Source organism: Streptomyces sp. NPDC059832, assembly GCF_042731715.1.
In the GTDB taxonomy this organism is placed as follows: Bacteria; Actinomycetota; Actinomycetes; order Streptomycetales; family Streptomycetaceae; genus Streptomyces.
The window spans coordinates 103937-116210 of record NZ_JBHWIY010000019.1 but is presented as its reverse complement, the minus strand read 5'-3'; the positions used below and the strand labels follow the sequence as shown (position 1 = coordinate 116210).

General features: G+C 72.3%; 12 protein-coding genes and 1 pseudogene. 2 read left to right on the top strand and 11 right to left on the bottom strand.

Features of this window, described 5'->3' with window-relative positions; translation table 11 throughout:
- Window positions 1–113: 113 nt before the first annotated feature.
- On the bottom strand, window positions 114–938 hold the full coding sequence (locus tag ACFV8T_RS28880) for an amidohydrolase family protein (protein ID WP_385333072.1): 825 nt from the start codon (window positions 936–938) through the stop codon (window positions 114–116).
- 110 nt (window positions 939–1048) lie between these two features.
- Here ACFV8T_RS28880 and ACFV8T_RS28875 point away from each other — a divergent pair, with 110 nt between their 5' ends.
- Together ACFV8T_RS28875 and ACFV8T_RS28870 are read left to right on the top strand one after the other, a co-directional pair.
- Complete coding sequence (locus tag ACFV8T_RS28875) at window positions 1049–2995, top strand: hypothetical protein (RefSeq protein WP_385333069.1); 1947 nt, start codon at window positions 1049–1051, stop codon at window positions 2993–2995.
- Window positions 2992–3948 carry an aldo/keto reductase gene (locus tag ACFV8T_RS28870; protein ID WP_385333066.1) on the top strand — a complete coding sequence of 319 codons (957 nt, stop codon included), beginning with the start codon at window positions 2992–2994 and terminating at the stop codon, window positions 3946–3948. Before ACFV8T_RS28875 ends, ACFV8T_RS28870 begins: the two co-directional genes overlap by 4 nt.
- A gap of 96 nt (window positions 3949–4044) precedes the next feature.
- Here the strand turns inward: ACFV8T_RS28870 and ACFV8T_RS28865 are convergent, their stop codons facing one another.
- The 10 genes and pseudogenes from ACFV8T_RS28865 to ACFV8T_RS28820 all read right to left on the bottom strand — a co-directional run bounded on the left by ACFV8T_RS28865 (window position 4045) and on the right by ACFV8T_RS28820 (window position 11981).
- Entirely contained in the window at window positions 4045–4818 is a 774-nt protein-coding gene (locus ACFV8T_RS28865) for an NADase-type glycan-binding domain-containing protein (RefSeq protein WP_385333138.1), read from the bottom strand.
- 348 nt (window positions 4819–5166) lie between these two features.
- Window positions 5167–5229: pseudogene (locus tag ACFV8T_RS28860) on the bottom strand (zinc ribbon domain-containing protein); the annotation flags it as partial.
- A gap of 4 nt (window positions 5230–5233) precedes the next feature.
- Complete coding sequence (locus ACFV8T_RS28855) at window positions 5234–5797, bottom strand: phage tail protein I (RefSeq protein WP_385333063.1); 564 nt, start codon at window positions 5795–5797, stop codon at window positions 5234–5236.
- Window positions 5794–7755: a putative baseplate assembly protein gene (locus tag ACFV8T_RS28850; protein ID WP_385333060.1), complete on the bottom strand. Its 1962-nt coding sequence runs from the start codon at window positions 7753–7755 to the stop codon at window positions 5794–5796. Before ACFV8T_RS28850 ends, ACFV8T_RS28855 begins: the two co-directional genes overlap by 4 nt.
- Window positions 7755–8180, bottom strand: coding sequence for a GPW/gp25 family protein (locus ACFV8T_RS28845; protein WP_385333057.1), 426 nt, complete (start codon window positions 8178–8180; stop codon window positions 7755–7757). Before ACFV8T_RS28845 ends, ACFV8T_RS28850 begins: the two co-directional genes overlap by 1 nt.
- A complete protein-coding gene (locus ACFV8T_RS28840) occupies window positions 8177–8494 on the bottom strand; it encodes a PAAR domain-containing protein (RefSeq protein WP_266430811.1) in 318 nt (105 codons plus the stop codon). Before ACFV8T_RS28840 ends, ACFV8T_RS28845 begins: the two co-directional genes overlap by 4 nt.
- Before the next feature lie 60 nt (window positions 8495–8554).
- A complete protein-coding gene (locus ACFV8T_RS28835; RefSeq protein ID WP_385333053.1) occupies window positions 8555–10321 on the bottom strand; it encodes a VgrG-related protein in 1767 nt (588 codons plus the stop codon).
- A complete protein-coding gene (locus ACFV8T_RS28830) occupies window positions 10318–11040 on the bottom strand; it encodes a LysM peptidoglycan-binding domain-containing protein (protein ID WP_385333050.1) in 723 nt (240 codons plus the stop codon). The genes ACFV8T_RS28835 and ACFV8T_RS28830 overlap by 4 nt, the downstream gene beginning before the upstream one ends.
- Window positions 11041–11100: 60 nt before the next feature.
- Window positions 11101–11526, bottom strand: a complete 426-nt coding sequence (locus ACFV8T_RS28825; RefSeq protein ID WP_383960069.1) for a phage tail protein — start codon at window positions 11524–11526, stop codon at window positions 11101–11103.
- Between the two features lie 62 nt (window positions 11527–11588).
- On the bottom strand, window positions 11589–11981 hold the full coding sequence (locus tag ACFV8T_RS28820) for a hypothetical protein (protein WP_385333046.1): 393 nt from the start codon (window positions 11979–11981) through the stop codon (window positions 11589–11591).
- Window positions 11982–12274 lie beyond the last annotated feature (293 nt).

Genomic DNA, 12274 nt, shown 5'->3' with positions numbered 1-12274 from the left:
CGCGCAGGTCGGGACCGACTCCCGGCGAGGCGGAGCCGGTCACTGTTCATCGCCTATCGATCATCGAGGGAATCGAAGCAGGGGCATTCGAGCACTGTCAACCACGCGGTCGGTCAGCCACCGAGTCCGTACACGCGGACGGCGGTCGCGTGCAGTACGCGATGTCGATGATCGGCCGTCAGATGGGCGAGTCCGAGCCGGGACGTGGCGAGCGAATCGGCCCGTGAGCCGCGGGGCAGGCAGATCGGCCAGTCGGAGCCGAGAAGGCAGCGGTCCGCCCCCAGCGCGTCCACGACGTGTCGCACCATGTGCGCGATGCGCCGCGGCGGCACCCCGTGCTGCTGGGTGAGCAGCCCGGAGATCTTCACCACCACGTTCGGGCTCGCGGCGGCGCGCTCGACGTCGCGGTACCACTCCCCCGCCGCCGGCGTGCGCGGGTCCGGCGCGTTGCCCAGGTGGTCGACGACGACGGTCAGCCCGGGATGCTGTGCGGCGACATCGGCCGCCGCCGTCAACGCACCTTGATGCAGGTTGAGTTCGAGCACCGATCCCGCCTCGGCCAGTACGGGGACGAGCGCGCGGGCCGACTCGGGGGTGCCCGTCCACGAGGCGCCGCCGAGCCGCATCCCGTTGGGGCGGGAGTCGCCCAGCTCGTCCAGAAAGGCACGGAACGGGTCCGGGCCGCCCGCGCCGTGGACGTGCAGGTTGGCCACGTACCCGATGACCAGATCCGGTCGGCGCAGGCGCAGTCCACGCAGGGCGAGCGTCTCTCCCGCATCACCGCGCGACGCCTCGACCAGTACCGCCCCGGCCAGGTCGAGGCCCGCGCCCGACTGCTCCAGGTCGTCCTCGCCGAAGGCCCGGTGGTGCTCGTCGCCCGGCCGGATCCAGGGGAATCCCTCGGCCGGATCCCACAGGTGGACATGGCAGTCGATCACGGTGCGCCTCCTCCTCGGGTTGGCCGGGGATGCTCCGGAGTATTGACACGTCGGCTCCCCGCCCGTGAGTCTAACTATCGGCTATCGATGGGCGATTGTTCAATCCGTACATGACGAGGGTGCAGGTGTTCTCGATGCTCAGGCCTGAACGAACCGGCGGTGCGCGCGCCATGGGCGAGGCGCACGGACCTCTGCTGACCGCGACCCGGCGTGTCACCGAGGTCCCCGAATGGGCTTACTTGGAAAGGGAGTTGTTCGCCACACAGGACAAGGCCTGGCGGCTCTTCGCCGACCGCTACACCGAAGGCGACGGCCGCCTCGTCTTCCGCGACACGCTCGGGCAGGGAATGGACGGCCGGGACGGCGTGGACGACTTCTACGAGCCGTTCTTCAACTGGCCGACGCTCTATCTGCTCGGGGGCAGCGCGGAGTTGCTGACCGCCGCGCGGCGGCACTGGCGCGGAGTCACCGCGCAGCTCACCGGGATGGGCATGCTCGCCGACGGTCTGGAGCGCGGCTACGACTGGTTCCACCAGGGCGAGGGCCTGCTCCTCTTCTACGGCCTGTGCCTCGCGGACCCGGACGACGCGGAGCTGCGCGAACTGGCGTGCCGTTTCGCCGACTTCTACCTGCCCGGCGGCCCCAACTACGACCCCGCCCACCATGTCGTCCGTGCCCCGCACAACGGCTCGGCGGGGCCGCGTTTCGGCTTCAGCGACGAGGAGGCGTACTTCCCGTGGAGCCTGGCCCTGCGCCCGTACGGTCTGCCGCTGGACGGGATCGACGACGTCACGTCCTTCGACGACCTGGCCGCTTCGCCCGAGCGTGCCCGCGCGTACGGCCGCGCGATGTGGGACCGGATGGGCCGCGGTGACACGATCGTGAACCTGGCCGCCACCGGCCTCGCCACCAACGCCTTCCTGCTCGGTGGAGAGCAGCGCTACGCGGACTGGGTGGCCGAGTACGTCGGCGTGTGGCAGGAGCGGCTGGCGGGTCGCGACGTCGTGCCCGACAACGTGGGCCTGAGCGGTGTGGTGGGCGAATACCTGGACGGCCGCTGGTACGGCGGCCACTACGGATGGTCGTGGCCGCACGGCCTGTCCCCCGTCGGCAGCGCCACCGTCATAGGTGCGGCCAACGCGACACTCCTCACCGGGGACCGGGGCTTCCTGGACCTCGCCCGCAATCCCCTCGATGCGGTGCTGCGCCACGCCGAACAGCGCGGCGCCGACGGGATGGGCACGCTCGGCGAGCGCTGGGAGCCGCACCTGCGCGCGATGCCGGCCGAGCGCACCCTCATGGTGCCCCAGCGGCACAACGACTCCGGCTGGTTCGACTTCACCGTCATGCCGGGCCAGCTCCCGCTCGCACTGTGGCACTTCAGCCGCGAGGAGGCCGACCGGGACCGGATCGAGCACCTGCGCACCGAGTCCCGGTGGGACTGGACCACCGTGCACACCCAGCGCATCAAGGACGAGGCCGGGCACGAGGAGCCCTGGTACGAGTTCCTGCACGGGCGGAACCCTCACTTCCCCGAGCGGATGCTGCGCAGCGCCCTGGCGAGTTGCGCCGAGCGGGTCGAGGCCATCGGGAACGACACCGTCGACCCGGCCGTCGGCCCCGACGCCCTGGACATCCACCACTGGCAGCACCTCAACCCCGTGATGACGGAAGCCCTGCTGCAGCTGACCACGGGCTCCCCGCAGGTGCTCTACAACGGCGGCCTCCACCAACTGCACGTGCGCTACCACGACACGGACGCCCGCCGTCCCGGCCTTCCGCCGGACGTCGCCGCGCTCGTGTCCGACATCCGCCCGGACCACACGGTGGTGGAGCTGGTCAACCTCGGCGGTGCGGCGCGCGCCCTGCTGGTGCAGGCGGGTTCGTTCGCCGAGCACCACGTCGCCACCGTCCGCGTGGACGACGGCCCCGAGCAGCCGGTCGACGGACCGTACTGCCGCGTCGGCCTCCCCGGGAACTCACGGATCCGGCTGACCCTGACCATGACGCTGCGCGCGGGCCGCGCGGCCTGTGCCTCCCCGTGGGAGACGGAATGACCGACGCCGCCGCAGCGAACCGGCTGCCCTTCGCCCTGCCCCGCCTCGGCATCGGCACCGCTCCCCTGGGCGGGCTCTTCGAAGAGGTCACCGAGCAGGACGCCGCCGCGACCGTCGAGGCCGCGGCCGAGGCCGGGATCACGTACTTCGACACCGCGCCCCGCTACGGACACGGCCTCGCCGAACAGCGCCTGGGCCGCCTGCTGGCCCCGTCCGGGGTCACCGATCCGGTGATCTCCACAAAGACGGGCTGGCTGCTGCGCCCACGGCCGGACGGCTCTCCCGGTGAGGTGATCACCGACTGGACGGAGCGCGGCATCCGCGAGTCCCTGGAGGCGAGCCTGACCCGCCTGGGCCGCTCCAGCGTCGACATCCTGTATCTGCACGACCCGGACGACTACCCGGACGAGATACGCCGCACGGCCTATCCGGCGGTGCGCAAGCTGCGTGACGAGGGGCTGGTCCGGGCGATCGGATTCGGCATGAACCACAGCGGCCCGCTCGCCTCGTACGTGGCGGAGTTCGAGGTCGACGTCGTGCTCGTCGCCGGCCGTTTCTCGCTCCTCGACCACGAGGCGCTCACCACCCTGTTGCCGCTGTGCGCCAGAACGGGTACCGCGGTGGTCGTCGGCGGTGTCTTCAACACCGGCCTGCTGGCCGACCCGTCTCCCGGCGCCATGTTCAACTACCGGCCGGTTCCCACGGAGGCCCTGGAGCGGGCGCGGCAGTGCCGGGCGCTGTGCGACGCGTACGCCGTGCCGCTCCCCGCGGCCGCGATCCAGTTCCCGCTGCTGCACGCCGCGGTCACCTCGGTCGTCCTCGGCTGCCGTTCGGCGGCCGAGGTGACCGCGAACGCGGCGGCCGCCCGCTTCCCGGTCCCGGACGAGCTCTGGCAGCGGCTGGCGGAGGCCGGGTTCGTGCCCGAGCAACTGCTGGATGGGCACCTGGGGTAGCCACGGACGGCAGGCTGCGGCTGCGCCCCGACGGCGGCGAGCGGATTGCCGCGGACCGAGGGCGCTGCCCGGCCTGTCGCCGGGTTGTGTCCGGCCTCAGGTGCGCTTGAAGAACTCGACCTCGCCGACCGCGATCGGCCGCCCCTCACCCTGGCCGGACGCGGCCTTCAGGACGAGCCGGACGGAGACGACGTCGCTGATGCCGGTCCGTACCGTCTGTTTGCCGGGTTTGTCGGTGAGCGTCACCGTCTTCTCCTGGACCTCGCCGTCCGCCTTGGTGATGATCAGTTCGGCCCGGGTGGGCCTGGCCCCCTGCCGGAATTCTTCGGGCTCCGTGGACACGCCGGGGTACACCACGACGCCGACCAGCCGGAACGGCTTGTCGAAGGTGCACGTCAGCGACGAGCCGAGCGTGGGTGCCGCCCAGTACTTGTTGGTCAGTCCGTCGGTGGCGGCGGACGCCGGATGGCCTGGAGCGTGGGCGCTCGCGGTGACGTCGGACGGGCTGATCTCCGCCGTGCCGCCGAGCTTGTCCCGTACGTCCTCGAAGACATAGCGCCCGGCGGGCAGGAGCAGGAAGCCCGCGCACAGCAGCCCGACGACCGCCAGCACCAGCAGGGTCCGCCGCAGTGCCCGGCCCGATCCGCTCCTCACCCGGCGGCGGAACGGCCACACCGTGCGCCACCACGGCAGCGGCGCCGGCTGTTCCCTGGTCTGCAACGGCGCCGCGCAGCGGCGGCAGAACCGGCGTCCCGGCAGGTTCGGGGTGCCGCATGCCGGGCACGGTGGCCCGTCCGGCTCCTCGTCCGCAGCCACGGGCCGCACGACGGGCCGCCGGGCGATCGGCTTGGCCGGCTGCACCGCGACCACGGGCGCCTCCGGTGCCGACGGCTCCGGCCGAACGGGGGCGGGCTGTGCCGGTGGTTCCAGCCGTACGGGGGCAGGCTGTGCCGGTGCTGGTGCCGGTGCGGGCGCCACCGGCGGCGCGGCAGGTTCCGGTGCGCGCGACCGCGCCGGTTCCGCCGGCGGTTCGGGGCGCGGGGCGGGCGGGGCCCCGGCCGAGGGAGCTTCGGTCTCCGGGGCGGGACCGGTCGCCGGCTCGGCCGGAACTCGGGTCGCGGGCTCGGCTGCCGGGGCCGCCGGTTCCGCGGAGCCGACCGGTTCCGCGGCGGCGGGAGCGTTCCGCGATGCCCGGGAGGACCAGCCCAGGTAGGAACCGCAGTTCCCGCAGAATTCGTCGTCCTCGCGGTTGGCCGTACCGCACGCCGGACACGAGCGCATCGCGTCAGTCTCCTGTCTCGTCTGGCGGGCCCGGCAGGATCTCCACCCGGCAGGTGAGGTGTACGGGGCACGAGGCGGCGACGACGTCCCGGACGCGGCTCGCGTCCACCGGTCCTCCGTGCAACGCCCAGACGCGCACCAGCAGTTCCCCGGTCGGCGGCGGAGGCAGCGCCGCGCCCGGCTCGGACGACCACGTGGCGCCGCCGCCGTCCTGGATATCGGCATGCACGCCGAAGCAGAGCCGGAGGTGTTCGATCAGGCCGCGGCGGGTGCCGCGCCACCGGTGCAGTTCGACGGCGCGGGCGACCACGGCCCGCCGCAGCTCCTCGGGCCACGCCGGATCGACATCGGCCGCCACCCAGGACGACAGCCAGGGCAGGAAGTCGGCCGGAGCCAGCGACGGATCGAAGTAGGCGGGAAGGTTGTCCAGGGTGGACAGGACGGGCGCCAGGACGGTGTCGAGGCCCGCCGTGAACCGCTGGGCCAGGTCGTCGTCCGCGTACAGCGCGGGCAGCAGCCCGCCGATCGGGTAGCGGCTGGGAAGCCCGGGTACCGCGGCTCTGGTCATGAGCCGTCACCGGCCACGCTCGCGGTGACCTCGACCTGGTGCTGGTGCGAGAAGACCAGGGCGCCCGGGGCGACGTCGATCCGCTGCACCGCCGCCCCGCGCCTGCCGGTGATCGGGTCCGCGGGGAACATCCGTACCTCCTCCACCAGGCCCACCCCCCGCACGCCCTGGAGCACGGCGAAGATCTCGCCGTACTGCACCGGCCTGCCGAACGGCCACCCGGTGCCCTCCGCTCCGCCCCGCAGCGGGTCGATGTGGCGGAACAGCGCGGCGACCGCCTCCGCGCGGACCCGGTCCACGTCAGCACCGGCCGTCACGAGCCTGGCGACCACGGTGACGCCCTGGTACGCGGGCGGTTCCACCAACAGCCGGGTGCCGACCAGGCGGCGTTCGTCGAGTCGCGCCGTGACCGTCGAGAGCACGGAGTCCGACGGGATCAGCTGCTCGAACCGCAGTTGCCCGCCCTCGTCGGCGACCGCGTCGGGCACCACCAGGACCCGTACCGCTCCGCCCTCGCCCGCGACGGCCGGCAGGCACCGGACCCTGCGCAGGGAAGGTGCGGCCTCGCGGGCGATGGCCTCGTAGTCCCCGGCCGTGACCGCCCGCTCCTGCACCCGCAGAATGTTGGGCGCCCGGACCTTCGCGTTCTCCACGGTCTCGCCGTCGACCCCGCCCCGGGCCGCCTCGCGGTTGTCCACGCCCGCCACGTACGGCACCGAGCTGCGCAGCACGCAGATGGCTCCCCGGGCGACGTTGCCGGCCGCCCCGCCGCCCGTGCGGTAGCGGGGAACCCTCAGCTGCGCGCCCTTCTCGGGCACCGCACCGTAGGCGCGCATCGTCCCGTCCGGCTCGCGCACCTCCGGCGGGAACGCGAACTCGCCGGAGACGGCGTCGATCCGCACATGCCGGTCGTGCGGGGCGGAGGCGCCGAAATGCTCCACCGCGGTCCAGACCTGCCAGCCCTCCGCGGAGGACACCTGGACGACCGGCGGCTCCCCGTCCAGCAGCAGCGGCGCCCTGCTCACGGAGAACCTCTGCCCGGCGACGCCCTCGGAGCTGCCGAGCGGAACGTCGAGGACGGTCTCCGCGTGTTCGACGCCCATCGTGCCGCCGACGGTGAACACCTCGGCCTCCCGGATCGTCGGCGACTCCGAGTAGAACGGCTGCCCCGGTTCCGGCGCGGTGACCCGGCAGCGCAGCCATCCCGCCCGGGTCCCCGCGGTCACCGACGCGGTGTGTCCGGCGGGGACGAACACGATCACCTCGCCGGGCCTGTTCAGCCCGCCGGTGCTGTCGGTGCCGGTCTGGCAGGTGACCCAGCGGGCACCGTCCCACGCCTCCCACACCAGTGGCGGCTGCCGCGGGTCGACGCCCACGCCCTCCACCCGGCTGTCCAGGCGTACGGCGACGATGCACCGGGGCACGGCCGTGGGCAGCCCGAACAGCAGGGCGTCTCCGGGCTCCGGCCGGGGCTGGAAGCACGGGATGTCCTTGCCGGCGCCGAGCGGTGCGGTGCGGTCGGTCTGGTCGCCCGACACTGGTGCGGTGACCAGCCGGACCAGCGAACTCGGCACGATCGACAGGTCGTCGGAGGTGGAGAACACCACTGCCTCCTCGGCCTCGCCGCGTGAAGTGGCGACCTCCGTGCCCGCCGGGAGCCGCACGGTCTCCGGCTGCGGCGCGGACAGCCAGAAGTCGACCTCCGCCCGTGCCACCGACGGCGGGAACAACGTGACGCCCAGCAGGTCGAGGAAGGCCGAGTAGTTCTTGTCCGGTACCCGGTTCAGCCGGTACAGCAGCTGGTCGACCATGTACGCGAACGTCTCGATGAGCGTGACCCCGGGGTCCGACACGTTGTGGTCGGTCCACTCGGGAGAACGCTGCTGGACGTACCGCTTGGCCTCGTCGACGAGTTGCTGGAAACGCCGGTCGTCCAGGTTGGGTGAGGGCAGGGCCATCAGCGCACTCCCGGTTCTTCGGATCCCTCGGATGACGGGATGGTGTAGAAGGGGAAGACGAGGTTGCGCAGGTCGTTCGTGGCCCGCACGGTGTAGTGCACGTCGATGTACAGGGTGCCCTCCTCGATGGCGTCGAACGCGATCACCACGTCGGTCACCTCGATGCGCGGCTCCCACCGCTCCAGCGAGGTGCGGACCTCGTGCGCGATGCGCCCGGCGGTGGCGCCGTCACCGGGTGCGAAGACGTAGTCGTGGATGCCGCAGCCGAACTCCGGGCGCATCGGCCGCTCGCCCGGCGCCGTGCCGAGCACCAGCCCGATCGCCTCTTCGATCTCCCGGTCCCGCTCGACCATGCCGATGCCGCCCGTGGCGCCGACCCGCAGCGGGAAGCCCCAGCCGCGTCCGATGAATCCGCCGCCGCTCACACCGGGCCCCCGATCAGTACGTTCAGCGCTCCGCTGATGATGGGTGCGCCGCAGGAGGTGTTGTCCCGCATCCGGGCGGCGGGCAGCCCGCCGATCAGGACCTGTCCGGTGACCGCGGCGGCCGGGTTGGGCATGATCACGTTCCCCGGCCCGAGTGCGGCGTGCGGGGGGACGACGCACACGTGCAGGCTCCCGGTGACGGCCGCGGGCCGGCCGCCGATCAGCACGGTGGCGACGGCCACCGCGCCCGGGGGCGGGGTACCGATGAGGCCGCCGTGGGCGGTGCTGTCGCCCGTGCGGGCTGCGGGGGGCATGGCCGGGGTTCTCCTTGCTGGGAAAGGGACTTCTGGAGGCATCGGATGGATGGCGGACCGTCAGTTGATCTTGATGAGTCTGGCCTTGAGCACCCCGAGCAGCCCGCCGTCGATGGTGACCCCCGTCTTGCCGTTGACGGTCACCGAGCTGCCCTTGATGTTCACGTCGCCCGTTCCGGCGTCGAGGGTGATCCCGGACGCGGAGAGCTTCACGGAACTCAGTGCCCGGTTGCCGCCGGGGGCGTACACCGTCAACGCGATCTCGTTCCGCCGCTCGTCCAGGGTGACTTCGAGCCGTTTGTCGCCGGTGGCCAACCGGACACCGGACGGTCCGCGCGGGGCGTCCAGAAGCTCCAGCCGGTTTCCCGAGCGGGACACCAGGGAACGGCGGTTGACCTTGCCGCTGGTCGGGTCGACCAGCGGGACGTCGTGGGGCGAGGGCTTGTCCACTCCGTTGTAGAGGCCTCCGAGCACATAGGGGCTGTCCAGCAGCCCCTGCTCGAACCCGACCAGCACCTCGTCGTTGACCTCGGGACTGAATACCCCGCCGCCGCCCTGACCGCCCCACTGCACCGTACGGACCCAGTCGGTCACATAGGTGTCGTCGAGCCAGGGGAACTTCAGCCGGACCCAGCCGCGTTCGGCCTTGCCCTCGCGGATGTCGGTGACCACGCCGATCGCGAGACCCGGCATGCGCGGGCCGCGCGAGGGTGCGTTCGAGCCGCTGGTCAGTCCCGCCAGCGAGCGGTCGGGCGCCGCGCTGACCAGCACGGTGGTGCGGTAGCCGCCGTTCGGTTCGAGTACGTGGTGCGCGGCGGTCGCCGTGTAGCGCCCGGCGAACGCCGGTCCGACGTTGCCGAGGGCCACCGGCTCCCCCGCCCGCAGCTGGGGATTGCCCTCGGCGACCGCCTCGATCTCACCGAACCCGGAGCTCACCGAGGCGGCCACCGAACCGGCCACGGCCCTGGCCTCGGCCTGGGTCCGGTACGGAGTGTCGGTGACCGTCATCCGGGCGTTCGGGCCGAACGCCCCGGCCGCCAGCGACGGGCTCATCCCGGGGGACACCGTGTCGCTGCGGACGGACTGCTCGCGGGCCACCAGCCGTGTCTTGGTGTCGACGTTCCAGCCGCGCACCTCCACACTGTCCGCCCCGTCCGCACCGGTCAGCACGGCCCGCAGGGCCAGCAGGTTGCGTCCGTACTCCAGGACCATCGGGTGGCGGGTGGCGGAGGTGGCCGGCGAGGGGGCCGACGCGGCGGGTTTGGGCTTCACGAACTGCAACAGGCCCTTGTCGTCCACCCGCACGTGCGCACCGCTCTCGCCCGCGAGGTACTGGAGGAACTCCCAGTCCGAGACATTGGGCTGGGTCAGCTGCTTGTACGTGATGGGCGCGGCCTCGATCCTTCCGCAGGCCAGCCCGGCGCCCGCGGCGACCTTGCGGACGATGTCCGCGGTCTTCATGTTGCGGAACGCCACCACCTTCCGTCCGCGCTGGAGCCGGTGGGCCTTGGAGAAGGCTCGGACCACCGTGAACGAACCGGTGGTGTCACTGTCCAGCTCGACCGCGGTGACCTCACCGGTGAACAGCCGCTCGCGCACCCGCTCCTGCACGGTGACCACGGATATCTTCAGCGGGGTGCCGATGGTCATCCCGGTGGCGGTGAGCAGCTTGTGATCGGGGTCCCGGTACGTCAGCACGGCGGTGTCCGGCAGGCCGACGTTCTCGTCCACCACGCAGCTCACCAGCTGGGCCGCCCAGGCGGGTGGCAGCTCGCCGGGGGCCTCGACGATCGGATCCGCGGCGAAGGAGCGGCCGGCGGCGGTCATCGGCTGCCCTCCGGAGCGTGGTCTTCCAGTCCGGGCACGACCAGCTCCCTGCCGGGAATCAACTGCATCGGGTCGTCCACGTCGTTGGCCTCCGCGATCGTGCGCCAGGCGGTGGCGTCGCCGTACTCCCGCCAGGCGAGCAGCGGCAGGCTGTCCCCGGCGACGACCCGGTGCGTACGACGCGCCTCCCGCGAGCCGGACGTGGGGTTCTGGCCCGCCGGATCCACGCTCGCCTCCTCGATGGACAGGGCGCAGGTGGCGCGCAGCGGCTTCCCGTCGACGTCGAAGAGGGTGTACGAGACGGAGAGGTTGGACAGCACACCGTCGAACGAGGTGGTCTTCGACGTGCCCCAGTCGAAGCGGACCCAGGGGCTCGCGGGTGTCTTGCGGGCCAGGCTGCTCGGTGTGGGCACACACGCCGTCATCAGCTGCTCCACGGCCTTCTCCACCGAGTTGTCGTGGGTGGCCGTGGAGTCCAGGAAGACCTCCAGGGACAGCGCCCGGGGCCCGCTGCCCACGAATTCGGGCAGCGCGGACTGCCCGGCCATCCGGGACGGCGTGCGCCGCCACTCGGTGCTCTTGCTCAGCGACAGCTTGGCGGGGTTGAACTGCAAGGTGAGCCGGGCGAGGGTCCCGCCCGGTTTGGCACCGACGGTCGCCGGCGGTTCCATGATGGTCAGCTGGGCGCGAGCACGGCTCGTACGGACAGCGGGTGACATTGCGCTCCTCCTTCCCGATCTTCTCTGCTACCTGTACCTGCTAAGGAATGTGACGACCCATCAGGACGGTTCCAGGCCCTCGTGTGCGATCTCCAGCGTCTCGATCGCCGCCTGGGAACTGGCGGGGTCGAAGGACGGCCCCTGCCAGCGGACCGGCACGATGCCCTGCACCTGCCAGCTGATGATGCGGCTGAGGTCCGGACGGAGCGCGACGATCTCGCCGTCCTTGGGTTCGACCCGCTGGATCGTCTCGTTCAGCCACCGTGCGATCTTGAGCGTGTCGGCGGTGACGGGGCGGGTCAGCGTGATGTTGGTCCAGGTGATCCGCCCCGGCAGCTGCCAGGTGAACCCGTTGTTGCCGCCCTCGGCGTACTGCTCCATCTCCACCTCGGCGCCCAGGCCCGAGCAGGTGTGGAAGGCCCCCAGGTCGCTGCCGCCGATGACGAGCTTGAAGAAGACGCTCGTCGCGAAGATGTTGTCCGTCATGTGCTTCTCTTCTTCTCTGCTGTTTCCAAGTGCCGTGCCGTGTCCAGCTGTTCGGGCCGCTGTCAGCGGCGCCCGTCGTACAACCGTCCGGTACGTTCCCGTCCTCTGCGCATGTCCGCGCGGATCAGCCGGCTCACCGGATCGAGCAGACGACGGGCCAGTTCCTCGATGTCCGCCGCGGTGACCCGGTTCGCGGGCGGAGCGTCCGCGGTGGCCGAGTCGGCCGATCCGGCCGGGCCGGTCCTTCCCGACGGCGCGGCGGGCTTCACCGGGGCCGCCCTCACCGGAACACCGGTGATTCCGGCGTCGGCCGCCGCGCGCTGGAGCACCTCGGCCGTGGCCCCGGAGGCGCCCGCTCCGGCGCCCGGAGCAGGTGGGCGTTGCGGAACCCGTACCGAAAGGCCCGGTGGTCCGGGAAGGGGGGTACCGGCTCCGGCCGCCGGTCCGGTGGCCATGGCAGCGCCGGAATCCGCCACTACCGGAAACGCCATCCGCTGCACGGGCACAGCTGCTGTTCCCGGCCGGTCCGTTGCGGGCGGATGCGGACGCACGACCGGAACCGGCTGTGCGGCGGACGGTGCGGACGGGGGTGCGGAGGGGGCCACGTACACGGTCGGGGGTGTGGGTCGTGGTGGCAGGGGCAGCGTTCCGGGGCGGCGGGCGGAGCCCGACTCCACGGGGCTCCGCTCCGGCAGGTGTGCGTCGGGACGGGACGGCGGCGTGGTCGCGCCGCCGCGTACCGAGCGCT